Origin of the sequence: Streptosporangium amethystogenes subsp. fukuiense, from assembly GCF_042665875.1 — a bacterium.
Lineage (GTDB): Bacteria > Actinomycetota > Actinomycetes > Streptosporangiales > Streptosporangiaceae > Streptosporangium > Streptosporangium fukuiense.
The window spans coordinates 3,750,636-3,776,630 of record NZ_JBHTEE010000001.1; the positions used below are offsets into that span (position 1 = coordinate 3,750,636).

23 protein-coding genes are annotated in these 25,995 nt (G+C 68.6%); 3 read left to right on the plus strand and 20 right to left on the minus strand.

Annotation, left to right across the window (positions count from 1 at the left end):
* Positions 1-15 precede the first annotated feature (15 nt).
* The 12 genes from ACFQVD_RS15775 to ACFQVD_RS15830 all read right to left on the minus strand — a co-directional run bounded on the left by ACFQVD_RS15775 (position 16) and on the right by ACFQVD_RS15830 (position 13,182).
* Positions 16-978 (minus strand): enoyl-CoA hydratase-related protein, encoded by a 963-nt coding sequence (locus tag ACFQVD_RS15775; RefSeq protein WP_343963812.1) that lies wholly within the window; start codon positions 976-978, stop codon positions 16-18.
* A 45-nt stretch (positions 979-1,023) separates the two neighbouring features.
* The gene (locus ACFQVD_RS15780) at positions 1,024-2,070 is read right to left on the minus strand and encodes an LLM class flavin-dependent oxidoreductase (protein ID WP_343963810.1); all 1,047 of its coding nucleotides are present in this window, start codon (positions 2,068-2,070) and stop codon (positions 1,024-1,026) included.
* Positions 2,071-2,369: 299 nt separating this feature from the next.
* On the minus strand, positions 2,370-3,011 hold the full coding sequence (locus tag ACFQVD_RS15785; protein ID WP_343963808.1) for a TetR/AcrR family transcriptional regulator: 642 nt from the start codon (positions 3,009-3,011) through the stop codon (positions 2,370-2,372).
* An 84-nt stretch (positions 3,012-3,095) separates the two neighbouring features.
* On the minus strand, positions 3,096-4,634 hold the full coding sequence (locus tag ACFQVD_RS15790; RefSeq protein ID WP_343963806.1) for an acyl-CoA synthetase: 1,539 nt from the start codon (positions 4,632-4,634) through the stop codon (positions 3,096-3,098).
* 8 nt (positions 4,635-4,642) lie between these two features.
* The gene (locus ACFQVD_RS15795; RefSeq protein ID WP_343963804.1) at positions 4,643-5,698 is read right to left on the minus strand and encodes an LLM class flavin-dependent oxidoreductase; all 1,056 of its coding nucleotides are present in this window, start codon (positions 5,696-5,698) and stop codon (positions 4,643-4,645) included.
* 25 nt (positions 5,699-5,723) lie between these two features.
* Positions 5,724-6,512, minus strand: a complete 789-nt coding sequence (locus ACFQVD_RS15800) for an enoyl-CoA hydratase/isomerase family protein (RefSeq protein ID WP_343963802.1) — start codon at positions 6,510-6,512, stop codon at positions 5,724-5,726.
* Positions 6,509-7,513, minus strand: a complete 1,005-nt coding sequence (locus tag ACFQVD_RS15805) for an ABC transporter ATP-binding protein (protein ID WP_343963800.1) — start codon at positions 7,511-7,513, stop codon at positions 6,509-6,511. Before ACFQVD_RS15805 ends, ACFQVD_RS15800 begins: the two co-directional genes overlap by 4 nt.
* Position 7,514: 1 nt before the next feature.
* On the minus strand, positions 7,515-8,408 hold the full coding sequence (locus ACFQVD_RS15810; protein ID WP_343963798.1) for an ABC transporter permease: 894 nt from the start codon (positions 8,406-8,408) through the stop codon (positions 7,515-7,517).
* Positions 8,405-9,328 (minus strand): ABC transporter permease, encoded by a 924-nt coding sequence (locus tag ACFQVD_RS15815; RefSeq protein ID WP_343963796.1) that lies wholly within the window; start codon positions 9,326-9,328, stop codon positions 8,405-8,407. Before ACFQVD_RS15815 ends, ACFQVD_RS15810 begins: the two co-directional genes overlap by 4 nt.
* A gap of 9 nt (positions 9,329-9,337) precedes the next feature.
* Positions 9,338-10,186 (minus strand): ABC transporter ATP-binding protein, encoded by an 849-nt coding sequence (locus ACFQVD_RS15820; RefSeq protein ID WP_343963794.1) that lies wholly within the window; start codon positions 10,184-10,186, stop codon positions 9,338-9,340.
* 500 nt (positions 10,187-10,686) lie between these two features.
* Complete coding sequence (locus ACFQVD_RS15825) at positions 10,687-12,195, minus strand: ABC transporter substrate-binding protein (RefSeq protein ID WP_343963792.1); 1,509 nt, start codon at positions 12,193-12,195, stop codon at positions 10,687-10,689.
* A 441-nt stretch (positions 12,196-12,636) separates the two neighbouring features.
* Positions 12,637-13,182 carry a hypothetical protein gene (locus tag ACFQVD_RS15830; RefSeq protein WP_343963790.1) on the minus strand — a complete coding sequence of 182 codons (546 nt, stop codon included), beginning with the start codon at positions 13,180-13,182 and terminating at the stop codon, positions 12,637-12,639.
* Between the two features lie 699 nt (positions 13,183-13,881).
* Between ACFQVD_RS15830 and ACFQVD_RS15835 the strand changes: the two genes are divergently transcribed.
* Positions 13,882-14,199, plus strand: a complete 318-nt coding sequence (locus ACFQVD_RS15835) for an autorepressor SdpR family transcription factor (RefSeq protein WP_343963788.1) — start codon at positions 13,882-13,884, stop codon at positions 14,197-14,199.
* 11 nt (positions 14,200-14,210) lie between these two features.
* Positions 14,211-14,915, plus strand: coding sequence for an SdpI family protein (locus tag ACFQVD_RS15840; protein WP_343963786.1), 705 nt, complete (start codon positions 14,211-14,213; stop codon positions 14,913-14,915).
* 16 nt (positions 14,916-14,931) lie between these two features.
* Here the strand turns inward: ACFQVD_RS15840 and ACFQVD_RS15845 are convergent, their stop codons facing one another.
* The 6 genes from ACFQVD_RS15845 to ACFQVD_RS15870 all read right to left on the minus strand — a co-directional run bounded on the left by ACFQVD_RS15845 (position 14,932) and on the right by ACFQVD_RS15870 (position 20,448).
* The gene (locus ACFQVD_RS15845; protein ID WP_343963784.1) at positions 14,932-15,483 is read right to left on the minus strand and encodes a hypothetical protein; all 552 of its coding nucleotides are present in this window, start codon (positions 15,481-15,483) and stop codon (positions 14,932-14,934) included.
* Positions 15,484-15,620: 137 nt separating this feature from the next.
* Entirely contained in the window at positions 15,621-16,373 is a 753-nt protein-coding gene (locus ACFQVD_RS15850) for a lysophospholipid acyltransferase family protein (protein ID WP_343963782.1), read from the minus strand.
* Positions 16,374-16,431: 58 nt separating this feature from the next.
* A complete protein-coding gene (locus tag ACFQVD_RS15855; RefSeq protein WP_343963780.1) occupies positions 16,432-18,090 on the minus strand; it encodes a thiamine pyrophosphate-binding protein in 1,659 nt (552 codons plus the stop codon).
* On the minus strand, positions 18,087-18,860 hold the full coding sequence (locus ACFQVD_RS15860) for a cyclase family protein (protein WP_343963778.1): 774 nt from the start codon (positions 18,858-18,860) through the stop codon (positions 18,087-18,089). Before ACFQVD_RS15860 ends, ACFQVD_RS15855 begins: the two co-directional genes overlap by 4 nt.
* Before the next feature lie 228 nt (positions 18,861-19,088).
* Positions 19,089-19,451, minus strand: coding sequence for a hypothetical protein (locus tag ACFQVD_RS15865; protein WP_343963775.1), 363 nt, complete (start codon positions 19,449-19,451; stop codon positions 19,089-19,091).
* A gap of 742 nt (positions 19,452-20,193) precedes the next feature.
* Positions 20,194-20,448 (minus strand): Smr/MutS family protein, encoded by a 255-nt coding sequence (locus ACFQVD_RS15870; RefSeq protein ID WP_030919034.1) that lies wholly within the window; start codon positions 20,446-20,448, stop codon positions 20,194-20,196.
* Positions 20,449-20,815: 367 nt separating this feature from the next.
* Between ACFQVD_RS15870 and ACFQVD_RS15875 the strand changes: the two genes are divergently transcribed.
* Positions 20,816-24,160 carry a S8 family serine peptidase gene (locus ACFQVD_RS15875; RefSeq protein ID WP_343963772.1) on the plus strand — a complete coding sequence of 1,115 codons (3,345 nt, stop codon included), beginning with the start codon at positions 20,816-20,818 and terminating at the stop codon, positions 24,158-24,160.
* 82 nt (positions 24,161-24,242) lie between these two features.
* Here ACFQVD_RS15875 and ACFQVD_RS15880 read toward each other — a convergent pair whose 3' ends face one another.
* Positions 24,243-24,671 (minus strand): CBS domain-containing protein, encoded by a 429-nt coding sequence (locus tag ACFQVD_RS15880; RefSeq protein ID WP_343963770.1) that lies wholly within the window; start codon positions 24,669-24,671, stop codon positions 24,243-24,245.
* Between the two features lie 94 nt (positions 24,672-24,765).
* Positions 24,766-25,965, minus strand: coding sequence for a PucR family transcriptional regulator (locus ACFQVD_RS15885; protein WP_343963768.1), 1,200 nt, complete (start codon positions 25,963-25,965; stop codon positions 24,766-24,768).
* Between the last annotated feature and the right edge of the window lie 30 nt (positions 25,966-25,995).

Sequence of the window (25,995 nt, forward strand, 5' to 3'; positions counted from 1 at the left end):
CCTCGATAGTGAACGTCAGCCGAGCTTTCCTCCGAGCCGGAACCTCGGTGCGACCGCGGCGTCCCGGTCCCTGAGCGCCTGGGCGAGGCCCTTGTCCCGCCGCTCCTTGACGAAGTTGTACTCGCCCTCCGCCAGCGAAAGGTTCGTGGCCCAAGCGTGCCCGATCCAGTTGCCCACCTCGCCGACGCCCTTGCCGCGCGCCTCCATGGCGATGCGCATCATCGACTTGCCGATCATCAGGCCGTCCAGCGGCATGAACGAGATGGCCGTGACGTACTCGTCGACGGCGGCGTCCAGTTCCTCTCTGGGCACCACCTGGTTGACGAAGCCGATGCGCTCCCCCTCCTCCGCGCTGAGGGGCCGCATCGTCAGCATGATCTCCTTCATCTTCTTCAGCCCCAGGTTCTCGATCCACAGGTACATGTCCTGCGGGGCGGAGCCGAGGTAGCGGAAGGCCGGATGGGTGAACTGGGCGTCCGGCGAGGCGACGATCATGTCGGCACCCAGCGCGATCTTCATGTGGCCGCCGTAGCAGTAACCGTGCACCTGGCAGATCGTCGCCTTCAGACAGTTCGTGACCCTGTTTCCGAGACTCTCGGAGAGAAGGTTCCGATCCGGAAGAATGCGCTGGCGCTGCGCCGGACGCCCCGCCCGCTCGCCCTTCTTGTTCTTGCCGTAGCCGATGTAGTAGCCCAGCTCGGCGGCGTCCGCACCGGAGCCGAAGCAGTCACCGTTGCCCTTGAAGACGATCGTCTTCACGTCATCGTCCATCTCGGCCTCCCGGATCAGGTCGCCGACCCTCTCGAAAGCCGCCACCGGGATGCCGTTCAGCTTCTCCGGGACATTGAAGATGATGTAGGCGACCGACTTCTCCGGGTCCTTCTCGTACAGCACCGAGTTCTCGATGGCCTTCTCGTCGATCGCCATGCCTTCGGCGTCCCACTGGGAGGCCAGGAGTTCGTACTCGCTCTTCTTCATCAAACTCTCCAGGAGCTGGGAATGGGCCGGCCCGTCGCGCTCGCGTCAGACCGAGGTGAGCTGGGGAATCACCTTCGCGGCGAAGGTCTCCATCGACTCGATGGCACGCTTGCGGTCAAGTGAGGGAATGTGGAACCAGCCGATGTAGTGGGTGACACCCAGTTCGTCCCGGATCCGGCCGAGAGTGTCGACCACCCGGTCCACCGAACCGAAGGTGCCGCCGTGGGTCAGGGTCTTCTCCACGGTGAGCAGACCGATGTTCCGCTGGACCTTGTCGTAGTACGCCCGCTCCGACTCGATCGCCTCGTCGGAGCCGGGAATCACCTTGCCGACGCTGCGGTAGTAGTTCAGCGCGGCCCCTGCCGCCGCCTGCAGGCCGTCCGCACTCCCGCCGACCCACACCTGCTGCATGAAGGGGAGGTCGAAACCGCTGCTCTCGTGCCCGCCTTCGACGAGCGCCTCGCGGTAGGAGTCGTAGTTGTCCTTGATCCGCTGCATGGGCGTGAAGCTGGACGACACGATGATGTGGTCGCCGGCGAGCCCGCGCTGCCGGAAGGTCTCCGGTGACGACGTGCCGTGCAGGATCGGCGGCCCTCCCGGAGTCACGGGCTTCGGAAAGATGTTCATGTCGCTGTACTGGAAGTGCTTGCCCTCGTACGACCAGTTCTCCTGGGTCCACGCCAGCTTCAGGATGTCGACGATCTCCGCGTACAGCTCCTTGTTGGCATTGCGGTCCTTGCCGAAGCCCCGGAACTCGCCCGGCTGGTAGCCGCGTCCGATGCCGAGCACGAGGCGGCCGCCGGACAGGATGTCGAGCAGCGCGGCGTCCTCGGCGATGCGAAGCGGGTCGTGCAGTGGGACGACGACCACTGCGGTGCCGATGGTGATGTTGCGCGTCCGTTCGGCGATCGCCGTGCCCAGCATCAGCGGATTACCGAGGATCCCGTAGCGCGAGAAATGGTGCTCCGCCAGCCAGCACGAGTCGAATCCCAGCTCGTCGGCGATCTGGATCTCTTCGATGGTGTCTCGCAGCACCTGCGCGTCGTCTCCGTCACCCTCGGCCGGAAACAGATTCATCACACCGAATTTCATGCTTCAACCCCCTCGTTACATTCCGACCAGTAGGTATGGTACGGGTATCGAACTGAGATCGTCAAGGTCCGGATATTCAGGCTCCCGGCGCTTCCCCGGCGGACGGCACCGGCGTTCGCGGGCCGTCCACGGCCTCACCGAACGGCGTCAACGCCGAGGTCAGCAGCACCACGGGGCGTCCTCAGAGGCGCGGTCACCCGAGCGCGCCTCCGGGCCCTCCGCCCCCGACGGATATCCCCGGCCCGGTGAGCAACCGGGCACACGAGGTGCCCGTTTTCTCACACCGACCGGTCGGGACGTTATTGCCTGGAAGAAGTCCCGCTCGCCGACGAGGTCAGCCCCTCCAGAACCAGCTCGGAGAGCTGGTCGGCCACTTCGGAGACGGCCAGCAGACCGTCCGGACGGTACCAGTTGTACGCCGAGGTCAGCATGCCAAGGACTCCGAAGCTGGCGATACGCGGTTGCAGGGCCGGATTGAAGACCCCTTCCTCGATACCTTGGCGGATCACCGACTCGTACATCGCATCGAGCTCGTCGCGCTTTTTCTTAATCGCGGCGAAGCGCTCCTCGGTAAGGAAGCGACGCTCCTGAGTAAACACGGTGACATGGGCCCGGAACTGGTCGATGGCGACCAATGACTCAAGGATGAGCTGCCGCAACCGTTCAGCCGGGGCCTCGAACGACTCTAGAATGCGACGGCAGTTCCGGAGCCGGTCATCGATGTATTCCTCCTGTATCTGCTGAAGGATCTCCTCCTTACCGGAGAAGTGATGATACAAGGCTCCCTTGGTCAGGTTGGCCTCCTTCACGATGTCCTCGACGGACGTCGCGTGGTAACCGCCGACCTCGAACAGCTTCAGTGCACTCGCCAGCAGCGCCCGCCGCGTCTCCGCGGGAGAATAGGTGCCCCGGGGGCCACCTCGTGATGCGGTACGTGCCATGGTTCTCGTCCCCCTTACCTAGAACGGTTTTCCGGTGGTTATCTGCCACACAGGGTAGGGCGTTCGCCGTCACGGTGCGCGAGGTCAGGAGAGGAGCATCGAATCGGTTTTCTCCGAGGATTCCCGTAACACCCGCTTGAGCACCTTTCCCGAGGGATTGCGAGGAAGCCTGTCCACGAAAGCCACGGATTTCGGCGTTTTGAAGGATGCCAGACGTTCACGGCAGTAGCCGATCAGATCGTCCTCCGCCAGCATCGCGCCGGCCTTCAGCACGACGTACGCCTTCGGCACCTCCTGCCAGCGCGGATCCGGCACACCGATCACCGCCGTCTCGGACACAAGAGGATGAGTGTAGATCACCCGCTCGATCTCCTGGCTCGCGACGTTCTCCCCTCCGGAACGGATCATGTCCTTGAGCCGATCCGTGATGTGCAGGAAACCGTCCTCGTCCACCATCCCGACATCACCCGTGTGGAACCAGCCACCCCGCCACGCCTGCGCGGTCAATTCCTCGTCACCCCAGTAGCCGGGCGTCACCTTCGGCCCGCGGAGCACCACCTCACCCTGGACACCCGGCCCGGCGTCGTTCTCGTCCTCATCGACCACCCGATACTCCACGAAGGGCACGGCCGTGCCGACGGAACCACGCTTCGACACGACGTGTGCGGCGTCCATGTAGGCGATGGCGCTGCACGCCTCCGTCATGCCGTAGGCCTGGACCAGGCGGGTCGTCGGCAACATCTCCCGGACCTCGCGGTACAGCTCTCCGGCGGCCGCGCCGAAGATGATCCACTTGAGCGAGGAGAGGTCCCGGGAGCCGTCCGAGGCCGACCGCAGGCTGTGCAGAATCGCCTGCACGAAGATACCACCGGTGACCTGGTGCTCCTCGATCAGCCTGAGTGCCAGCGGCGCGTCGAACTTTCGCATTATCACCAGCGCCCCGCCGTTGAAGAGCGCCCCGACGCCTGGTGAGTCCCAGGCCGCGACGTGGTACAGCGGGGACGAGACGAGAAGCCGGTCCGCCGAGGAGAGGCCGAGCTCGCTCGTCTGGGCGAGGACGTTCAACGCGGCCATGCCGTGCGTGATGATCACACCCTTCGGCCTGCTGGTGGTCCCCGAGGTGTACATGATCCGTTGCGGATCGTCGAAGACGACCTCCGCCGGCGGGACCTCCCGGCCCGAGTAGTCCGTCAGCACCTGGGAGAGGAGCGACCATCCGGGAGAGCCGCAGCCGTCACCGTCGAGCCGCACCAGTGCCCGCAGGCGCAGGTCCTCGCAGATCTCGTGCATGACCTCCGCGAACTCGCTCTCGCAGATCACCGCGACCGCTCCCGAGTCGCGGACCAGGAACTCGAGTTCCACCCGCTGGAGCCGGTAGTTCAGCGGTACCGCGATGGCCCCGAGCCGGTAGACGGCCAGCACCGCGCAGACGTACTCCGGCGAGTTCATGCCGAGCACGGCGACCCGGTCGCCCTTCCCGACACCGCGTTCGGCGAGGAACGCGGCGGTGGCGTGGACCGAATCGGCGAGACGCCCGTACGTCCAGACGTCCTCGTCGGTGATGAGCGCGGGCTCCGTCTCCCTGCGTACCCTCTGAAGATCGACCAGTCGCCCAAAGTTCATCGCGGTCATTAAATTCGGACCTCTCCTATCGATTTCCGGGGGACTTCGGAGGTTTCTCCGACCGGCACCTCCGCCAGCGCGGGGATGACCTCCTCGCCGAGCAGCCGGATCGAGCGCAGCACGTCGGCCTGGGGCATCCCGGTCCACTGCAGCCGGAGCACCACGTCGGTGTAGCCGATCTCCGCGTAGCGGCTCAGCCTCTCGATGACGTCCTCGGGTGAACCGATCACGGCATGACCGCTGATCAGGTCGTCCAGCGAGGCACCGTGCTTCCAGCCGCGGTAGTTCTCGTACTGCTCCGCGAGGAAGACACCGGCCGCCTCGACGGCGGCCTGTCGGGTCGGGGCGACACAGCCCTCTCGCAGCAGCGGGTAGTCACGGTCCAGGGAGCGCCCGTGCCGGACCAGGGCCTCCCGGAACATCGCCATCCGCTCGGCCACCTCCTCGACCGTTCCGTTGGGGGCGACGGCCCAGGCCGCGTCGAGTCTGGCCACCCGGCGCATGCCCACCGGGCCGAAGGCCCCCAGCCAGAGCGGCGGCCCCGAGGGGTCGACCGGCTTCAGCAGCACCCGCGCGCCGTCCAGTTCGCCGAAGGAGCCCGACTTGGTGACCGGCTCCCCCGACCACAGGGCTCGGAGGATCTCGACGTACTCCTCCATTCGTTTGAACCGCTCCTCCATGGGGATCCCGAACGCGCGGAACTCCACGCTGCGGTAGCCCGCGCCGAGTCCGAGGATCAGGCGCCCTCCGGAGAGCTGGTCGATGGTCGCGAACTCCTCGGCGAGCGCCAGCGGGTTGTGCAGCGGCAGCAGGTAGACGCCGAATCCCAGCCGGATCCGCTCGGTGCGCGCGGCCAGGTAGGCCACCGTCGACAGTGGTTGCAGGAACTGCGAGCGGGTCAGGTAGTGGTGCCCGAGCAGGATGGTGTCGAGGCCCATCTCCTCGGCCAGCGCCACCTGCTCCATCGTGTCGCGCAGCCCCTCGCGGACCGATGCCTCGGGCGTGTAGTGCGCGGAGAGTGACATCCCGACCCGGATGCGACGGGTGGGTCTCGTCTCGGTCATCGTCGTTCCTCCTCGTCTGCCTGTGTCATGCGGGCGCCTGGCCGGCGAAGCGGCGCAGGGCCGATTCGACCCCGAGCGCCACCCGCTCCCCCTCGTCGGCCGCGGCGAGACGCCCCACGAGTTCCTTGGTGGCGCGTACCGCCCCGTCCGGATGACCGGAGAGCAGGCCGACGACCCGCGCAGTCTCCTCGTCGTGGTCCGCGGCCGGGACGACCGAGGTCACCAGCCCGTCCGCCATCGCCCGGCGCGCGTCGAACCGCTCCCCGGTCACCGCCCACTCCAGCGCCGCGCGGCGCGTCATGACGGAGAGCAGTTCCGGGAGCACGGTGGCGGGCGGCATGCCGAGTCTGATCTCCGGGAGCCCGAAACGGCTGTCGTCCGCCGCTATCACCAGGTCGCAGCGGGCCAGCAGGGCGCAGCCGAATCCGAGCACCAGGCCCGCCGGAGCGGCCACGGTCACCTGCGGCAGCGCGCTGATCGCCGCGAGCAGCCGTCGGCCATGCCGGAAGAACGACGCCAGCGCCTCGGGGTCGGCACCGGCCAGCCGCTCGAAGTCGGTGACGTCCCATCCGGCGCAGAACGGCCGGCCGGCGGCCCGGAGTACCACGACACCGATCTCCGGCCGGGGCGCCAGCCATTCGAGGGCGGCGACCAGTTCGTCGCAGACCTCCTGCCCGATGGCGTTGCGCCGCTCGGGCCGGGACCAGGTCACCGTCGCCACCGGGCCGTCGACCACCGACGCGACGAACCGGCTCTCGGGCCGACTCTCGGGCCGGTCCTCGGGCCGGTCCTCGGGCGCGGTCGAGGCGTTCATGCCTGGGACGAGGCGGGCAGGAACGCCTCGCCCCGGTCGTTCTCCAGCGCGAAGTGACATCGCGCGTGGTCACCCCCCGGGACCTCGACCCACGGGACCTGGCCGGTCGTGCAGATCTGCTCGGCGCGGGGGCAGCGCGGGGCGAATCGGCATCCCGTCCAGTCCTCGGTGATCCTGGGAGCGGCCCCGTCGATCGCCTTGATCTCGCCGCCGTCCCAGCTCGGGATGGCCGCCAGCAGGGCCCGGGTGTAGGGGTGCCGGGGACGGTGGACGACGTCCTTCGCCGTGCCCATCTCCACGATCTGACCGGCGTACATCACCGCTATCCGGTCGCAGATCTCGCTCGCCAGCATGAGGTCGTGGGTCACGAACACCGTGCCCATCCCGGACCCGGCCGTCAGCGAGCCGAGCAGGTCGACGACCTCCGCCTGGGTGGTCACATCCAGCGCCGAGGTGCACTCGTCGGTGATCAGCACCTCCGGCTCCGTGACCACCGCGAGTGCGATGGCGATCCGCTGGCGCATTCCCCCGGAGAGCTGATGGGGGAAGGAATCGAGCACCCGATCCACCTCGGTGAAGCCCATCCGGCTGATCACATGAGCGATCCGCGTGTCCCGCTCCTCGGCGGAGAGCTTCGGCAGGTGGGTGCGGACCACCTCACGGAGCTGGCGCCGTACCCTCATCAGGGGGTTGAGCGAGGACGACGCCCCCTGGAAGACCATTCCGACATGACGTCCGCGGACCCTGTCGACGTTCTGCCTTCCCGGCGCCTGGACCTGCTCGCCCAGCACGACGACCTCGCCTGAGGCCACCGAGACATTGCGGTCCAGCAAGCCCAGGACGCTCCGCACCGTGGTGGTCTTGCCGCTGCCCGACTCCCCGATGAGACCGAGGATCTCTCCTCCTTCGAGGGTCAGGTCCACGGCGTCCACCAGCACCTGCGTGCCCCGGGCGGTCGCCGCCTCAATGGTGAGATTACGGAGTTCGAGCACCGTACCCATGTCAGTACCTCCGCTTCTTCGGGTCGAGCCAGGAGCGCATGGCGTCACCGAGCAGGTTCACCAGCAGTACGACGATCGTGATCGCCAGGCCGGGGAAGGCCGCGACCCACCAGGCGTGCGAGAGCTGGTCGCGCCCGTCCGCGAGCATCGCGCCCCAGCTGATCTGCGGTGACACCACTCCGAGTCCCAGGAAGCTGAGCGCGCTCTCCGCCAGGATCACCGTTCCTATCTGCAGGGTGGTGAGGACGAGAACGGTGCCGGCGAGATTGGGCAGCATGTGCCTGAGCAGGATCCGCAGGGTCGGCACACCGGCGCAGCGCAGGCCGAGTACGAACGGACGCTCCCGTAGCGACAGCGTCTCGGCGCGGACCACCCGGGCGTACTGCGCCCAGCCGATCAGAGCCAGTACGAGGATCAGCACGGCGAGAGAACGTCCGCGGCTGGCGATGATCGCGATGGCCAGCAGGATGAACGGCAGGGCGAGCTGCGCCTCGACGAACCGGGAGATCACCGCGTCGGCCGCTCCCCGGTAGAACCCGCTCACCAGTCCGGCCAGCGTGCCGGGGATGGCCCCGGCCAGCATGCCGACGATCGCGATGACGAAGGTGAGCTGGCCGCCATGGACGATCCGGGACAGGACGTCACGCCCGAGGTGATCGGTGCCCAGCGGATGCGACCAGTTGCCGCCGTCCATCCAGACCGGTGGCTGGAGCGCGTCTCCGAGCGTCTGCAGTGCCGGGTCCGGCAGCGGCAGCAGCGGTGCGGCGAGGCAGATGAGACCGATCACCGCCAACGGCAGCCCGAAGGCCAGCACCGAGCCGGTACCGCGGGCCCGCACCGCCGGGGGCTTCCGCACCGGCCGCGGGGACTTCTGGATCGTGTTGATCGTGGTCATGCGACACCGTCCCGAATTCGCGGGTCCAGGACGCCGTAGAGGAGGTCGACGATCAGGTTCACGACCACGAACACCGCGGCTCCAAAGACCACGATCGCCTGGATCAGGGAGAAGTCCCTCGTCTGAACCGCCTGGGTGGCAAGGGTGCCGAGTCCGGGCCAGGCGAAGACGAACTCGACCGTGATCGCCCCGGAGAGCAGGGTTCCCGCCTGAAGGGCGATGATCGTGATCACCGGGAGCGAGGCGTTCTGGAGGGCGTGGATCAGCACGATCCGCCAGCGGGGGATGCCACGGGCCTGGGCCGCGGAGAGAAACGCCTCGCCCAGTACCTCGGACATGCTCGATCTGGTGAGACGCGCGATCTGTGCCATCGGTAACGTGGACAGTGTCACGGCGGGCAGGATCAGCGAGCTGAACCCGGTGGACTGCCCGGCGGGCAGCCAGCCGAGTCCCACCGCGAACAGCAGGATCAGCATCAGGCCGAGCCAGAACAGCGGGATCGACTGGCCTGCCAGCGCCACGGCCGAGGCCAGCCGGTCCGCCAGCCGACCCTCCCGCAGCGCGGCCCAGATGCCCAGGGGCACGCCGAAGAGCACGGCGATGAACATCGCGGCCGCCGCCAGTTGGATCGACGCCGGCAGCCGACTCTGGATGAGCTCCAGGTTGCTGGATCCGTATCGGAGCGAGTCGCCCAGGTTCCCGGTCACGAGGTCCCCCAGAAAGTGGAGGTACTGGACGGAGAGCGGCCGGTCGAGACCAAGCTGGGCGTTGAGCTGGGCGACCTGCTCGGCGCTGGCGAGATCACCGAGCATCTCCCTCACCGGGTTGCCGGTACCACGGGCGAGGAAGAAGGCGACGGACACCGCGATGATCAGGGTGGCGATACCCTGCACCGCCTTGCCCGCGAGGAACCTAATCACGTCGGCCTCTCAAAGGACGGGGGTGGGAGATCGATGACCGTCACCGGGGATCGAGCCGTCTGACACATGGGCCTGCTCCACCGGGTTCGCCGTCTGCCTGCCGGGGATCGCCGCCAGTAGCCTGCGGGTGTACTCGTGCGCGGGACGGTCGAAGACCTCCGCGGTGACTCCGTGCTCGACGACCTGGCCGCGCAGCATCACGTGCACCTGATCGCAGACGGCGCGCACCACGGCGAGATCGTGACTGATGAACAGGATCGCCAGTCCCTCGGTACGGCGCAGTTCCAGGAGCAGCCGGAGGATCTGCGCCTGGACCGACACGTCGAGAGCCGACGTCGGTTCGTCGGCGAGCAGCAGGCTCGGGCGGAGCAGCAGGGCGCGGGCGATCGAGACTCGCTGCGCCTGGCCACCGCTCATCTGATGGGGCAGCCTGTCGAGCAGGTCGGCGGTCAACCCGACCTTGGCGAGCAGTTCCTCGTCCGTCACCCAGGCGGTCCGCTCGGCATGGATGCCGCGTAGCTCCCGCAGCCCACGACGCACGCTCTGGCGGGGGTCGAGAGAGCCGTGGGGATCCTGCAGGATCACCTGGATCTCAGCCCTGGCGCTCCGCGAGAGCCGCTTGCCGACCTCGGCGCCGGAGACCGTGACCTTACCGGTGGAGATCTTCCCCAGACCGGCGACGGCCATCGCCAGCGAGGTCTTTCCCGATCCCGACTCGCCGACGACTCCGACGATCTCGCCGGCGCCGACGCCGAGCGAGACGTCGTCGACCGCGACGACGGGATGGCTTCTGCGGCCCCGAGCGCGGTGCACGACGGACAGGCGGTCGACGTCGAGTACGCGTCGTTCCTCAGTCATCCGGACCTCCCTTGACGGACAGCGCCTGTGACAGAAAACGGTTCTCCGAGGAGGTGAGAACCCGATGGTGAGCGCGGGCACCGACTTCCGACGGCCTCCCGACGGACATGGAATCGCCACTCCGGCTCAGGTCGGTGATCTCAAACTCACGGTATGAATAACGGCCGGTCGGTATGTTCACCGTAGTGAAGTCGATCTGGACGGTCAAGACATTTCTTATACAAGAAGGCATATGTCCCATCAATCACTTATCTATCAGTCGATCGTGGGACGAAGTCGTACAGTGGATCGCCCGCAGCCGGGCCCCGAACGGGAGTTTGCCAATCTCCTTCGGCGGCCACCTCCCCGTTGGGCACGGTGGCCGAATCCGCTCTCGACAGCTTTCTGGAGGTGTGGGGATTCATGGGCAGAGGGTCCTCCATGGCGAGAGGTTCCGGCCGATCGCCGCTACGCGCCGGGGGTCCTCCGCCGTTTCGGCGGAGAACCCCCGGTGCCCCGAATCAGCTGTCAAGCGTAACGTCGTACATCGAGGGGACCGCGTCGAGCGCGGACTTGAACCCCTTGACCTTGTCGGTCATGCCGTAGGAGATCACCTGGTCGTAGAGCACCGCGTTGCAGGCGTCCTCGTCCAGCACCTTCTTCTCGACCCGGTCGTAGACCTGGTCACTCGCCTCCTGCTCCTTCGCCGAGAGCGCCTCCGCGGTGAGAGCGTCGTAGCCCCCCGGGTCGGTGCAGTACTTCACCGCCGCGTTCTTCCCGGTGAAGAAGGCGATGAACGAGTCCGGGTGAGCGAAGACCGGGAAGTTCTGCACCATGTACATCGAGTAGTTCCCGGTGTTGCGCTCCTTGCGGAGCGCGGCGTTCTCCATCGGGACCTGCTCGACCTGGAAGCCCACCGCCTCCAGCATCGCCGAGACCGCCTCGCCGACCTGCTTGTCCTTCGGGTAGAAACCCGTCGTGTACAGGTACCGGAGCTTGGGCGTCCCGCCACTGGCGCTGACCAGTTCCTTCGCCTTGGCCTGGTCGTACTTCTGGTAGCCGATCTCCGGCTTCTCCGGAAGCAGGTCGCCGATGAAGTAGGGCGACTTCCGTGCCCCGACGTCTCCGAAGAGCGTCTTGACGATGGCGTCGTAGTCGATCGCCGCCTGCACCGCCTTCCGAAGGTTCGGATCCTTCAGCGTGCCGTCATTCGAGTTCATGCTGAGCGCCATCTTGTAGAGGGACGGCGCGGAGAGGACATTGGTGCCGGGCGCGCTGTCGACCTCCTCGATGAGCTCGTTCGGGAGATCGGAGACCAGGTCGGCGCCACCGCTCTGCAGCAGTGCGGCACGGGTGGACGCGTCCGCGGCCCACGAGTAGGTGATCCCCTCCAGCTTGGGCGCCCCCTGCCAGTAACCCTTGAACGCCTTGACCGAGAACTTCTGGCCGACCTGGAGCGAATCGAACTCGAAGGGGCCGGTGCCGACCGGCTTGTTCCCGAAATTGTCTCCGGTCACCTCCGCGTAGTACTTCGGCGGCAGGCCCATCGCGGTGGTCAGCACCTTCGGCATCGCGATGTAGGGAACGTTCGTCGTCACCAGCAGGGAGCCGTCCGAATCGGCCTTCACGTCCGTGACTCGCACGTAGTACGGGGCGAAACCGCTTTTCGGCTCGTCCCGATACTTTTCGATGGTGAAAGCGGCCGCTGTAGCGTTCCACTCCTCGCCATTGTGGAACTTCACCCCCTCCCGGACCTTGAATCGCCACTCGGTCGGCGAGACCCGTTCCCAGGAGGTGAGCAGGCCGGAGTCGTTCGGCTCCAGCGTCTCCTTGTCGAAACCGACCAACGGGTCGAATACCGGACCCACGATGCGCAGGGTGCTGTAGAGCGCGAGCGCCGGGTTGAAGGTGGCCGGCTCCGCCGGGAGCACCACTCTCAGCGGGTGCGCGCCGGAGGCGGAACCGCCGGCCGCCTGACCGGAACTGGTCCCCGCCGAACTCGAACACGCGGTCAACGTGATGACCGCCATGGACAGGACTGACAGTAGACGTACCTGCCGTGTACAACGCCGAAGAGATCGCATGGCGCTCCTGAAGAACGACTCGCTGGGGGAGAGAGAAGGACGTGTGCGTCTGCCGCGTGATCCGCGGAGACGTTGGGTCGCGGAGCGTTCTCCACTACGCGACTTCAGTTCCAACCGGTCGGGATGTAACCGTAGCCGCGTGATCTAGATCATGTCAACGACAAGGGATCGTTACCCACCGTTAACGTCGCTGGAAGAATGATCCGGTGTACGGCCCGGGGCGTAAAGCCGCCGCGACCTGGCCGTCACCGGAGAATCACCGGAGACCTCCGGCCGAAGGTGTGGGCGTCCGGTCCGGTCGAGCGCGCTCAGCCGCATCGGCTGAGCGCGCCTGACACCGCGGGCCCGGTGGGCCGGATCTCATCCGGCGAGTTCGACGGCGGACACTCAGGGGGTGGGGGTCGGGGTGTCCGTCACCGTGGGAGTCGGCTCCGCGGTGGGTACGGCCGGGGTCTCCGTAGGCGTCGTCGGAGCGTCCGTCGGTACCGTCGGGGCGTCCGTGGGCGTCGGGAGTGGCGGAGCGGTGGGGGTCTCGACGGGCGGGGTGGGGCAGGGGGTGGGGTCGGGGGTGCGCCACCCGCCGCCCGGCCGCCACTGCCGGGGGAGCCACCAGCTGTCACCGCGCCAGAACCTCTTACTGGGCCGCGACAGGTCGAAGACGTAGGCGGCGGTCGCCGTCTCGCCCTGGGTCGTGGCGGTCACCGACACCCAGTCGCCCTGCCTGACCACGTTGCCCCGCCGGCCCGCGAGGGTCCGGGTGGAGTCGTTGATCGCGTACGCCCTCTCGAAGCCGTCCTGGCTCCTCACCGTGATCGAGTTCTCCGCCAGGGCGATCGCCTCCCCGGTCTGGGCGAACACCGTGAAGCCGCAGCCGTCCTCCGCGGGCAGGACGAACTCGCCGTGCAGCGCGCCGGGGAATGCGATCAGGGGCACCTGCGGCGCCGTGGTGGCGGTGGGCGTGGGAGTCGGCGTCTCCGCCCCTGGCGGGGACACTGTCGGGGACGCGGTAGGCGACCCTGTCGGGGACACCGTCGGAGGCGCTGTCGGGGACGCCGTCGGGAGCACCGTCGGGGATTCCGTCGGGACGGGCACTGGTGCTGCCGCCGACGCCGCGGACACGCCGACGCCGCCCGAGGCCGCCAGCACGACGGCGGTGGCGAAGACCAGCGGACGCGAAATGCGCCGCTGTGGTCCGCCCGCTCCGCTCGACAGGGCTTCGTTGGGCCTTTCAGGGTTTGTTAGCGTCACCTTGTCCTCCATCTGGCTTGATCTGGAAGCAGCGGCGGCGTCCAAGGGGTGCTTCCGCCTGCCGCCGAGACCGAGGACCACTGCCCGGTCGTGATCCTCCGTCGATGGACGCGGGGAAGACTGCCCGCTTCTGTCCCACCCATGCCGACAGAACAGCCACTCAGCACCTGAATCCGGATATCCCGCCAGGTCGTCACGGCATTTCGCGGATCAAACAAATCGGCCGTGACCGCGCTTCGCGGGAAGGCGTCGCCGAGACCCCAACAGGGGAATCCTCACATACCACCCCAAACCATGACTCCCCCTCGGGCCCCCAGGCGCAAAGGTGAGCAAATTACCCCATATAGGGTATATTTCGGTCATTAGCTAAAAAGGGAACAAGCTGTGAACCGGGTCTATGAGGCGCTCGCGCATCCGACTCGCCGCCGGATTCTCGCGCTGCTACGGCAGCGCGACCGGTCGGCGGGCGAGATCGCCGACCATTTCGACATTTCCAAGCCCACCCTGTCCGGCCACCTCCGCCTGCTCCGCGAGGCCGGCCTGGTCTACGGCGAGCGCAGGGGAACCTCGATCATCTACCACCTGCACGTGTCCCTGCTGGAGGAGTCCCTGGGCGCGCTGCTCGATCTGTTCAAGATCGGAGACGCCAGGCCACCCGATCCCGTCCAGCCCTCATCGCCCCCCCGCCACGACCACGAATGAGAGGGACATCGATGACCGAGAACATCACCGACGACAGGACCGTGAACCCGCGTCCCGGGCTGATCGGCAGCGCCGTCGCACTGCTCGTCTCGGCGGGCGTCTCGATCTGGGGCTGGATCCAGATTCCCGACGACGCCCTGCTGCCGGTGCACTGGGGTCCTTCCGGTGAGGCCGACCGGTTCGCGGGCAAGATCGAGGCTCTGGGCCTGCTCCCGCTGATCATGCTGGGGCTCTGCGTGATGTTCGTCGTGCTGCCGCGCCTGCTCCCCCGTCGGCGGCACATGGCGAGTTCGGCCCACACCTACACCGCGGCCTGGATCGGCTCGCTCGCCCTGCTCACCGGCATCCACACGGTCAGCATCGTCAACGCCACGGGGGGCGAACTCCCCGTCGTCCGGTTCGTCATCGCCGGGGTGGGGGCGCTCTTCCTGGTGCTGGGCAACTACCTGCCCAAGACCCGCAGCAACTGGGCCGTGGGGGTGCGCACTCCCTGGACGATGCAGAGCGAGCGCTCCTGGCGACTCACCCACCGGCTGGCAGGCCGGCTTTTCGCCGGTCTCGGCGTGGTCCTGCTCGTCATCGCGTTCCTGCTCCCGCTCCCCGCACTGTTCCCGGTCGTGCTCGTCGGAGCGGCCGTCGCGAGCCTGGTCCCGCTGACCTACTCGTGGTGGGTCTGGCGTGCCGAGCAGGGCGGATCGGCGGACACCGGAAGGTAGGGACGGCAGGGGCCGGTCAGGCGTAGGCGGCGACCATGCCGACGACGACACCGGCGAGCGAGACCGCGGTGAGCACGGAGCCGAAGACGACCGCGGCACGCCTGCCCCGCCGCACCTTGAAGACGTAGAGGAGCACGTACGGCAGGAAGGCGAACACCCCGACACCGAGGAACGGCATGGTCAGCGCGGCCAGGATGCCCGAGGTGCCGGTCGCGACGGCACGGTCGCCCTCGGGGGTGAGCTGTGCCCGCCTGACGTCACCGGCCGTGGAGTCGGGCGAGGCGTCGACCGGGATCGCGGCACCGCCGCCGTCGGGCGCGAAGCTGCCCTTGCAGTCGTAGCGGCCCCTGCCCAACTCCTCGCACGAGACGACCGTGAGGGTGCCGGGGGTGCCGATGGAGCCGGTCGCGAGCTTGAGGCCGGAGACCGCGAACACGAAGGGCGACACTCCCAGCCCCACCCAGAGGAGGAGCAGGATCGCCATGCCGACCCGCCCCGGTGTGCGGCCGGGACCGGGGGTCGGCACCGGCTGGAAGGCGTTCACCACGTCGTCGAATGCGTTGCTCATGGGAACAGGCTGGGGTATGCCACTTGCGAACTACCTGCTCATGACTTGTAGAGGATGCTTATGGTTCGCACACTTTGTCGTGATAGGCGATGGCATTGGCGTGGCGCGCGGCATCCGGTACGCGCGCGTACCGGTTCTCACGACTCGCGTCGGGACGCCCTCTCCTCCGCCTCCTCGGCGTCGAGCTTCTCCGCCTCCTCGGGAGTGGGAGCGGTGCCGCCGAGGTGGCGGGGCTGCCACCAGACGCCCTTCGGGATCTCCGGATAGTTCCGCTGCACCTGGTCGAGCATCTCGCTCATCCGCCCGCGCAGGTCGGCGGTGACGGCGTCGTAGTCGTCGCCGCGCTGGGGGTGCATGGGCTCACCGACCTGGATCGTGATCGGCACGTGCCGCTGCAACAGCTTCTTGGGGTGGCCCTTGGTCCACAGCCGCTGGGTGCCCCACAGCGAGACCGGAATCATCGGCACCTTGGCGCCGACGGCCATCCGGACCGCGCCGTTCTTGATCTCCTTGATCGTGAAAGACCGGCTGATCGTGGCCTCGGCGAACACGCCGACGACCTCCCCGTCCCTGAGCGCCTTCAGCGCCGCGCCGAACGCGGCGGCACCCGCCGCGCGGTCGACCGGGATGTGGTGCATGCCGCGCATCAGCGGGCCGGAGATCCTGTGGTCGAAGACCTCCTTCTTCGCCATGAAACGCACCAGGCGCTTCGAGGGGCGCGCGGCCAGACCGGCGAAGATGAAGTCGAGATAGCTGATGTGGTTGCTGACCAGCACGGCTCCGCCGGTCCGCGGGATGCGCTCGGCCCCCTCGATGCGAATCTTGAGGTCCAGCGCACGGAACAGGGTCAACGCCGCCCCGATGACCGGGGGGTACACGATCTCAGCCATGGCTGAACCGTACCTCAGCCGCTCCCCCCTCCCACACCCGCGAGGAGAGGGAGGCGGCTCAGTGTCCCCGGAACGCCTCCTCCAGCCACCACGAACCCCGCGCGCGGCTGACGTGGGCGTGGATCAGCAGGGGCCGCTCCCTGGCTCCGTCCAGCCAGCGGGCCACCCCGGCGAGATCGGACCTGTCCCCCACCGTGACGGCCTCGCAGCCGAAGCCGCGGGCGATGGCGGCGATGTCCACGGGCGGGAAGGTCACCGTGTCCAGGGGGTGGCCGTCCGGCCCGAAGTGGTGCACCTCGGCACCGTAGCCGTCGTCGTCGTACACGACGATCACCATCGGAAGACCGAGCCGCACGACGGTCTCCAGTTCGGCGACGCCCATCAGCGCGCCGCCGTCGCCCAGCGCGGCCACCGGGAGCCGGCCCGGCTGGGCCAGGGCGGCACCGATCGCGGTGGCCAGGCCGAGACCGACCGACTGGAACGCCTGCGTGAAGCAGAAGCCCCGCTCGTCGGGAACGTCGAGGAACATCGACGGATATCCCATGAAATTTCCGGAGTCGATGGAGAGGACGCGTTCCGCGGGGAGCAGGTCGTCCAGTTCGATCGTCAGCGTCCTGGGGTCGATGCGGCCGCCACCGCTCTCGTCGGTGTAGGGCACGTCCCGCCAGCGGTTCTCCCCGGCGATCCGGGTGGCCAGCGCCGCCGAACGGTAACCGGTTCTCGTGTCGTCGCCGAGCAGCCGGGTGACCTCCCGCGCGACGCGGGCGACGTCACCCGTCACGCCGAGGTGGGCCGGGCGGTGGGCGCCGAGCGCGGCGGCCTCCAGGTCGACCTGGACGACCGTGGTGTCGCGGCCGATCAGCGTGCCGTGGCGCATCGTCCACATGTTGAGCGCGCACCCCCAGCCCACCAGCACGTCGGCGTCACGGATGAGCTCGGCGGTGAGCGGCGAGGCGAAACCACCGCTGACGTCCAGATCCCACCGGCTGCCCCGGAAGAGTCCCCTGGCCACGGCGGAGGTGGCCAGCAGCGCTCCGGCCCGCTCGGCGAGCTCCTCGAGTTCGCGCCGCGCCTCGCGGGCACCACGCCCGGCCACGAAGACGGGACGGCGTGCCTCCGCGAGGATCTCCGCCAGCCGGGCGGTCTCCCCGGTCTCCGGTACGGCCATCGGACCGCTCCCGCCCGAGGTCCCCGTACCCGCCACTCCCGCGACCGAGGTCCCCGGCACGTCCGGGACGTGCCGGCCCTGGACCTCCAGCGGGAGGTTGAGCAGGACCGTACGGCGGCCTTCGCCGGCGACGCGGAACGCCTCGGCGGTGTCGTCGGCGGCGGTCTCCGCCGAGGAGATCCGCAGCGGGACGGCGCCCACCGCCTCCGCCAGCGCGGCCTGGTCGACGAAGAAGTTGGAGCGGGGCTCCGTCGCCTCTCCCGCCAGCACGATGAGCGGGGTACGGCTCTTGGCGGCCTCGGCGATGCCGGTCATCGCGTTGGTGAGCCCCGGCCCCTGGTGGACGCTGAGCACGCCGACCCTGCCGCTGAGACGCGCGTAGGCGTCGGCCATGGTCGCCGCACCGCCCTCGTGGCGCGCGGCGACGTAACGCGCGCCGTGCGCGACCAGGGCGTTGGTCACGTGGAAGTTGCCGCTGCCCACCACCCCGAAGGCGGTGTCCACGCCGAGCCGGGCCAGGGTCCGGCCCACCACCTCCGCGACGTTCATCTCTCGACCAGTGCCAGCACCCGCAGCGGGCTGCCGGAGCCTCCCACGATGGGCAGCGGCGACGTGACGACCACCGCGCCGGTCACCGGGAGCCGGTCGAGGTTGCGCAGCTGGGTCAGCCCGTACTTTCCCGCGCCCAGCAGGAAGGAGTGACACGGGAAGGCCGGGTCGAAGCCGTGCGCGGCGCCGGCGTCCGTGCCCACGGTCTCCACGCCCAGTCCGGCGATCGAGGTCTCCTCGGCCAGCCAGCGGGCGCACTCGACCGAGACCCCGGGCGTGTGCGGGCCCGTCTCGTTCGCGTTCAGGAAGCGCTCCTGGTCCTGGGAGCGGGCGTCCCAGCCCGTGCGGTAGAGCAGCCATCCGCCTTCGGGCAACGGCCCGTTGGCCTCCTCCCACGCCTTGACGTGCGCGATCTCCAGCAGGAAGTCCGCGTCCCCGGCCGCCTCCGCGGCGAAGTCGAGGACCACGGCCGGGGCGATCAGCCGGTCGACCGGAACCTGCGAGACGTCTTCGCCGTCCTTTCCGGTGACCCAGTGCACGGGGGCGTCGAAATGGGTGCCGGTGTGCTCTCCCGTCACGATGTCGTTCCAGTACCAGGCGGGGCCGCGGTCGTCGTAGCGGCTGATCTCCTTGAGCGCGAACGGGACGGTGTTGCCGAACGGCTCGGGCAGTCGCAGGATCGGCGTCTCCGACGACAACGGTGCCGTCAGGTCGACCACCTCGATCCCGCCGTTCCGGATGCTCTCCACCAGGTTCCGCAACACCGACATGACGCCTCCAACACGGAATGAGATCTGGGCAGATCTTCCTACAGCGCCGCCGCCCGCCGCCACCTCCCCCGACGCGTGACCTCGCCGCGGCCCGCCGCGGGACACCCTCCGGGGAGACCAGGGCCGGTCGCGCGGCTTGCCGGGACTCCGTGAGGGTCCCGGCAAGCCGCGCGACCGGGCTCCGCGTGAGGGACCGAGGTTCCCGCACCGGCATGCGTGAAGACAGGACTAGCGCGTGGCCAGCAGGCCCTCCAGGAGGCCGATGACCGCCTGGATCGGCGGAGGTGTGGTCCCGAACTCCACGTCGGTCCCGCTGACGGAGTCCATCACGGTGACCGAGTTGGGCGGCAGGCCCCAGCGCTCGCCGCCGTCGTGACCGACGCCGACCTCGATGCCGGCGAAGGTGACGTACTCCCAGTTCTTGAGGTCCCTCCTGAGTGCCTCGTGGCCTTGACCGGTCGCCCACTTGGCGACGGCCGCGAGGATGTCACCGAGGGTGTTCTCACGTTCCTTCAGATCGCCGGACTGGAGTTCCTCGATCAGACGGTCCAGTTCGGCACGCTGGGCGAGAAGTGCCTTGATATCGCTCATGAGGAGCCTTTCGAAGAAGGTGAGGGTACCCGGATGACAGCGCTGGACTCGTCGGAACATCGTTCAAGCCGGAATCGGGCCGCCGCTCGGGCACCCCCGCCGCGATCCGCGCCCTGCCGAAGGCTCCACCGATCGCCGGAGAGGGCATTGCTGTCATGCGTCACATAATGGTGCCGCACCCACCCGCCCGCCGTCGATCCATCAAATATGGGCTTTTAGCAGTCCAAAAACCCCAAGACCGAGCCAATCTCCGAAAACACGTCGGGGGACGGCGTGGTAGGCGTCGGCGGTGAGGCCGAGATACTCCTCGCGGCTCAGCGTCCGGGCCTCGAACCCGAGACCGTGCCGCGTGGCGAAGCGGTGCGCTTCCTCCGGCGCCCAGGGTCCCGGCAGGTGACGGAGAAGCCGATCACGCCAATCAACCCACAAGTCAACCCCGAACGGTCACCGTCGGCGGCTGAGGCCTTCGCCCGTACTCTCCGAGCACCGCCCCCGCAAAGGCGGATGTCCATCAGCGAGGAAAAGCGGTGCTCCCGCGAACGCATGACGCGGATCCGCAGCGGGAAGGCCGGCTGCCCCGCAGAGTGTCAGCCGCTCAATGGTGTTTCGCGGGCGATTCACGTCACCTTACGAGGGACACATCAGCCAGGACCGCCCGCGGCCCAATGAGACCCAGCGGATGAGAAAGCCAGGCCCAGCGGGACTTTGGGGTGGGTGTCCGCAGGTCGGAGACCCACCCCTGCTACTTGTAGCGGAAGTAGACGAATAGACGGCCGTGGTTCTTGGCGTCCTTGTCGATGCGGTGGTAGAGGGCCTTGATCTCCTTCTGCTCCAGGAAGCGCAGCACCTTCTTCTTGAGCTGGCCCGAGCCCTTGCCTGGGATGATCTCGACCTCGGTGGCCTTCTTCCTGATGGCCTCGTCGATGATGCCCCGTAGTGCCTTGTCGATCTCCCCGCCCCGGTTGTAGATGGGGTGTAGATCAAGCTTGAGCTTCAACCGGGCCTCCCGCGTGTCACCTGGGGTCAGTCTACGCACGGTGGACCGTCGTGCTCTTCCGCCGGCCACGAGTGCCCCGGGCCCGGGGAGCGGCCGGGCCACGGCTCGGCGGTAACCAGAACACCCGGCGCAGTCTGCAATGAAAATTGCCCAATTCCAATGATGATTGTGTCAATTTCACGATCTAGGCAAATAAATGGCTTCTAGTTAGGCTGCCAGTCATGATCGGCCGCCTTTACCGGTGGCCGATCGCGTGTCACCCGACGGGGAGGGTCACGGCCTTCCCCGGCATGCCCCGCCCCGGGCGCACGGACAGCCTCCCTCCCTGCCGCGTGAGCCGTTCATGCGTGCCGACAGGGAGGTCTCGTTGACCAGAAAGCCCTACTTACCGAGGATCAGACGCGCGGCTGTGCTCGCCGCCGGCCTCGGGCTCGTCGCGGCGATGGCGCCGCCCGCGAGTGCGGATCCCACCCCCACCCCCGCGCCGCCCGCCAAGTGGACGGCGACCCCCCTGACCGGGGGTGAGCCGGTCCAGGGCGCGAAGTCCCCCACCGGCAAGCTCGCCCGCAGTGACGAGGGGCTGCTGAAGTCGACCTCGGGCGCCACGGTCAACGTGATGGTCAAGCTCGACTACGACTCCTTCGCCGCCTATCAGGGCGGCCTCGAAGGGCTTCCCGCGACGAGCCCGGCCAAGACCGGAAAAGCTCTCGACATAAAGAGCGGCGACGCGAAGAAATACCAGAAACACATCGAGGACGTCGAGAACGCCTTCCTCGCCGAACTGGCCAGAAACGTGCCGGGCGCCGTCGCGGGCCAGAAGCTGCGGACCGTCTACGGCGGCATCGCGCTGCGCATCCCCGCCAACAAGGCGGCCGCGGTGCTGAAGCTGCCCGGCGTGGCCGCCGTCCAGGAGGACAAGCCCGAGCAGCTGCTGACCGACTCCAGCCCCGAGTTCATCGGGGCACCCGCGATCTACAACAAGCTGGGCGGCAGCTCCTCCTCCGGTAAGGGCGTCGTCGTCGGCATCCTCGACTCCGGCGCCTGGCCCGAGCACCCCCAGTTCGCCGACCCGGGTACGCTGCCCGCCGTACCGGCGACCAAGGACGGCACCCCGCGCGTCTGCAACTTCGGCGACAACCCGCTGACCCCGGCGGCCGACCCGTTCGTCTGCAACCGGAAGCTCATCGGCGGCGCCCCGTTCCTCGACACCTACAACGCGGTCTACCCCGGCGAGTACTTCCCGACCAGCGCCCGCGACTCCAACGGTCACGGCACCCACACCGCGACCACCTCGGCGGGCGGTCCGGTCGCCGACGCCAACCCGCTCGGCATCAGCCGCGGCCCGATCCACGGCATCGCCCCGGCGGCGCACGTGTCGATCTACAAGGTCTGCGGCGTCGAGGGCTGCTTCCCCTCCGACTCCGCCCAGGCGGTCGGCCGGGCCATCCTCGACGGCGTCCGCGTGATCAACTTCTCGATCTCGGGCGGCACCTCCCCCTACAGCGACCCGGTGGAGCTGGCCTTCCTCGACGCCTACGCGGCCGGCGTGCTCGTCTCGGCCTCGGCGGGCAACGCGGGTCCCGGCGCGGCGACGGTCAACCACGTCGCCCCGTGGGTGACCACGGTGGCGGCCTCCACCCAGCCCAGGACCTTCCAGTCGACGATCACGCTGTCCGGTTCCGGCGGCGCGACGGCCACGCTGCAGGGCGCCTCCATCACGGGGGGCGTGCCCTCCGCGCTGCCGCTGGTGCGGGCCTCGGCACCGCCGTACTCCAACGCGCTGTGCACCACGCCCGCGCCCCCGGGCCTGTTCTCCGGGAAGATCGTCCTCTGTGAGCGCGGTCCCAACCGGGTCCTGAAGAGCTTCACCGTCAAACAGGGCGGCGCGGCCGGCGTGATCCTGTACAACTCCAGCCCGCTCGACGTGATGACCGACAACCACTGGCTCCCCACGGTCCACATCGACAAGCCCGATACGGACGCGCTGCTGACGTTCCTGTCGGCCAACCCCGGCGCGACCGCCTCGTTCACCCAGGGCACCAAGGCCACCTGGCAGAGCGACAGGATCACCACGTTCTCCTCGCGCGGCCCCGGCGGCGACTTCCTCAAGCCTGACGTCACCGCCCCCGGCCTGCACATCGTGGCCGGGCAGACGCCGGTGCTGGAGGGTCCGGCCGGTGGTCCGCCGAACAACCTGTACCAGGTCATCGCGGGCACCTCGATGTCGTCGCCGCACGTCGCGGGCTCCGCGGCCCTGGTGTTCGCGCTGCACCCGGACTGGACTCCCGGCCAGGTGAAGTCCGCGCTGGAGACGACGGCCAAGACCTCGGTCACCAAGCAGGACGGCGTCACCCCGGCCGACCCGTTCGACACCGGCGGCGGGCGCATCGACCTGACCAAGGCCGGCGACCCCGGCCTGACCCTGGACGAGACGGGCGCGAACTTCCTGGCCGCGGCCGACGACCCGCTGAACCGCATCGACCTGAACCTGCCGTCGGTGAACGCCCCGATCATGCCGGGTCTCATCACCGCCAAGCGGACGGTCACCAACGTCACGGACAAGACGCTCACCTTCGCCGCCACCGGCACGACCGTGGCCGGCGCCAACATCTCGGTGCTACCGCCGCTGTTCACCGTGAAGGCGGGCAAGACCGCCAAGTTCAGCGTGGTGATCACCGCGCCCGACCTGCCCGAGGGGCAGTACTTCGGCCAGGTGAACCTCAAGCAGGTGGGCGGCTCGCGCAACCTGCACCTGCCGGTCGCGTTCGTCCGCAAGCAGGGCGCCGTCCCGGTGGAGCAGACCTGCGCCCCGGCCACCATCCCGCGTAACACCGGCGAGTCCACCTGCACCGTCAGCGTGCGGAACGACACGCTCCAGGACGCCGAGGTCACCGCGGTCAGCACGCTGGACGCCAAGCTGCGCCTGAACTCGGTGACCGGCGCCACCAAGGTCGGTTCCCAGGTCGCGACGGCGAAGACCACCCTCGCGGCCAGGCAGCCGGACCGGCCGGGCATCGCCCCGGGCACCGGGCCGGCCCCGTACCTGCCGCTCGACGCCTTCGGCATCGCACCGGTACCGATCGGCGACGAGCAGGCGATCAACTTCACCGTCCCCGCGTTCCAGTACGCGGGCAGGACCTACACCAGGATCGGCATCGTCTCCAACGGCTACACCGTCGCCGGAGGGAGCTCGGGGTCGACGGACATCTCGTTCGAACCGCAGACCCTGCCCGACCCCTCGACCCCGAACAACGTGCTCGCCCCCTACTGGACCGACCTGGACGGCACCGGCGCACCGGGCGTCTACGCCGGGACGCTGACCGACGGCGTCAGCGACTGGCTCGTCATCGAGTGGCGGGTCAACCTCTACGGCACGACCGACACCAAGGTGTTCCAGCAGTGGATCGGGCTGAACGGGACCGAGGACATCACCTACACCTACGACCCGGGCAATCTGCCCGGCGCTCCCCCGGCGGGCTACGGCCTGACCGTGGGGGCCGAGAACGGTGACGGCACCGCGGGCGGCCAGATCACCGGCCCGCCGACCGAGGACCTCCGGGTGACCAGCACGCCCGGCGCCCCGGGTGGCAGCCTGACCTACACGATGAAGATCAAGGGTGTCAGCGCCGGGACCGGGAAGGTGACGACGGGAACGTCGACACCGCAGGTCAAGGGCGTGACCATCGAGGTGGACAAGATAGTCGTCCAGTAGCGGGAGGGGATATCGGACCGATGGGCCCGGCGCGACGCGCCGGGCCCATCGGGTCTTCAGGGGAACTTCGGGGAACGGGCACTCAGCGGTGGAGGTAGTCGACCAGGTACGCCTTCTCCGTCTCCAGCACCTCGATGGAGCTCTTGACCACGTCGCCGATGCTCACGATCCCGGCCAGCCGACCGGCGTCGACGACCGGCACGTGCCGGATGCGGTGCGTGGTCATGGTCTGGCGAAGGTCGTCGACGTCGGTGTCCGGGGGGCAGGTGCGGACCTCGGTCGTCATGATGGACGACACCGTGTCCTCCAGCACCCGCGCGCCCCGGTCGTACAGTCGTCGTACCACGTCGCGCTCGGAGACGATGCCCTCGATGGAGGAGCCGTCCTCGGACACCACCACGGCGCCGATGTTCCTCTCGGCCAGGATGGCCAGGAGTTCCGTGACCGTCGCATCGGGGCGTACGGTCGCCACCTCTGTTCCCTTGCCTTGCAGAATCGTACCGATCAGCATTGACACCACCTCGGTTCAGCCTGGCGCGGGTATCCCTTTCCTCTGCCCAATCGGCTCTCACGCTAAGCCACCAAGTCGGCAAAACGTGTGACCATCAGGTAACGGGCAGCAGCCGGACCGCGTCGAGGGCCAGGGTGAGCTCGACGATGTCGAGCGGGCGCGCCAGGGAACGGCCGGTGAGCTGCTCGATGCGGCGGATGCGGTTGAAGACCGTGTTGCGGTGGCAGTACAGCTGCCCCGCGGCGCGCATGGCCGAGCCCTCGCAGCGCAGCCACGCCTGCAGGGTGCCGAGGAGCACTTCCCTGTCCGCCTGGTCGAGGGCGAGGATGGGCCGCAGCACAGCTCCGCTGAGGTGGCCCGCGAGCTCGGGCTGGCTGACCACCAGGGCGGCGGGCAGCCTGTCCTCCAACCTGGCGATCTCCGGGCCGTCGCCCACGCACGTCCGCAGCGCGAGCTCGGCGAGCCGCCTGGCGCGGCCCAGCTCGGCCAGTCCCTCGACGATCGGGCTGATCCCGGCGCAGCCGGTGACGTGCGGGCGCAGCTCCTCGGCCAGGTGTTCCATGTCCGCGTCGTGCAGCAGCACCACCGACACCTCGTAGTCGGGGCGCATCCGCCACAGCAACCGCATCGCCCCCAGGGCGGTCGGCCGCGGCGCGTCGTCCCCGTGGTCGTGGCGGCCCGGCAACCTGGTGATGACGACGGCGTACCGGCCCAGCTCGGGCAGGTCCAGCGCGGCGGCGGCACTGCGGACCAGGGCGGCGTCCGCCCGGTCCTCCAGGAGCGCGTCGAGCAGGGCCTGGACCCGCTCGGCTGTGCGGCCGAACATCTCGGCCTCCCGTCTTCGGTAGGCCTCGGCGGCGGCGATCGCCTGCCTGTCGATGGCGTGCCACACCTTCGTGGCACTGCGGATCAGGACCGGCAGGCTGTCGGACTCCTCCTCGGTGACCACGTCGATGAGGCCGTCCCACATCACCTGTGCGGAGAGCCGGTAGCTGCGCAGCAGGGAGTCCATGGGCAGACCCTGCTCCGCCCTGCGCCGGGCGGTCTTCTCCGCCTGCGGCAGGTCACGCCGCTCGGGGCGGGGCAGCAGGATGGCGCCGATGCCGTCCCGCATCGCCTCGTAGACGCTCTGCCAGTGGTCGTCGGTGGGCACCATCCTGCGGTACGCCTCGTCGGTGTCCCGGATCTTCGCGACGAGCTCGTCGGTGAGCTCGGGAAGTCTCAGCAGCAGCCGGCGGGCCGCCAGGCGCATGATCCTGCGTACTTCGTCGTCCGTAACCGGCCGGGTCCCCATCTGGGAATCGTGTCAGCAAGTCCCGCAGTG

Bases quoted from the DNA above. Each gene is read 5' to 3' on its own strand.
- ACFQVD_RS15775 (WP_343963812.1), bottom strand. From the start codon at position 978: ATGAAGAAGAGCGAGTACGAACTCCTGGCCTCCCAGTGGGACGCCGAA.
- ACFQVD_RS15780 (WP_343963810.1), bottom strand. From the start codon at position 2,070: ATGAAATTCGGTGTGATGAATCTGTTTCCGGCCGAGGGTGACGGAGAC.
- ACFQVD_RS15785 (WP_343963808.1), bottom strand. From the start codon at position 3,011: ATGGCACGTACCGCATCACGAGGTGGCCCCCGGGGCACCTATTCTCCC.
- ACFQVD_RS15790 (WP_343963806.1), bottom strand. From the start codon at position 4,634: ATGAACTTTGGGCGACTGGTCGATCTTCAGAGGGTACGCAGGGAGACG.
- ACFQVD_RS15795 (WP_343963804.1), bottom strand. From the start codon at position 5,698: ATGACCGAGACGAGACCCACCCGTCGCATCCGGGTCGGGATGTCACTC.
- ACFQVD_RS15800 (WP_343963802.1), bottom strand. From the start codon at position 6,512: ATGAACGCCTCGACCGCGCCCGAGGACCGGCCCGAGGACCGGCCCGAG.
- ACFQVD_RS15805 (WP_343963800.1), bottom strand. From the start codon at position 7,513: ATGGGTACGGTGCTCGAACTCCGTAATCTCACCATTGAGGCGGCGACC.
- ACFQVD_RS15810 (WP_343963798.1), bottom strand. From the start codon at position 8,408: ATGACCACGATCAACACGATCCAGAAGTCCCCGCGGCCGGTGCGGAAG.
- ACFQVD_RS15820 (WP_343963794.1), bottom strand. From the start codon at position 10,186: ATGACTGAGGAACGACGCGTACTCGACGTCGACCGCCTGTCCGTCGTG.
- ACFQVD_RS15825 (WP_343963792.1), bottom strand. From the start codon at position 12,195: ATGGCGGTCATCACGTTGACCGCGTGTTCGAGTTCGGCGGGGACCAGT.
- ACFQVD_RS15840 (WP_343963786.1), top strand. From the start codon at position 14,211: ATGACCGAGAACATCACCGACGACAGGACCGTGAACCCGCGTCCCGGG.
- ACFQVD_RS15845 (WP_343963784.1), bottom strand. From the start codon at position 15,483: ATGAGCAACGCATTCGACGACGTGGTGAACGCCTTCCAGCCGGTGCCG.
- ACFQVD_RS15850 (WP_343963782.1), bottom strand. From the start codon at position 16,373: ATGGCTGAGATCGTGTACCCCCCGGTCATCGGGGCGGCGTTGACCCTG.
- ACFQVD_RS15855 (WP_343963780.1), bottom strand. From the start codon at position 18,090: ATGAACGTCGCGGAGGTGGTGGGCCGGACCCTGGCCCGGCTCGGCGTG.
- ACFQVD_RS15860 (WP_343963778.1), bottom strand. From the start codon at position 18,860: ATGTCGGTGTTGCGGAACCTGGTGGAGAGCATCCGGAACGGCGGGATC.
- ACFQVD_RS15865 (WP_343963775.1), bottom strand. From the start codon at position 19,451: ATGAGCGATATCAAGGCACTTCTCGCCCAGCGTGCCGAACTGGACCGT.
- ACFQVD_RS15880 (WP_343963770.1), bottom strand. From the start codon at position 24,671: ATGCTGATCGGTACGATTCTGCAAGGCAAGGGAACAGAGGTGGCGACC.
- ACFQVD_RS15885 (WP_343963768.1), bottom strand. From the start codon at position 25,965: ATGGGGACCCGGCCGGTTACGGACGACGAAGTACGCAGGATCATGCGC.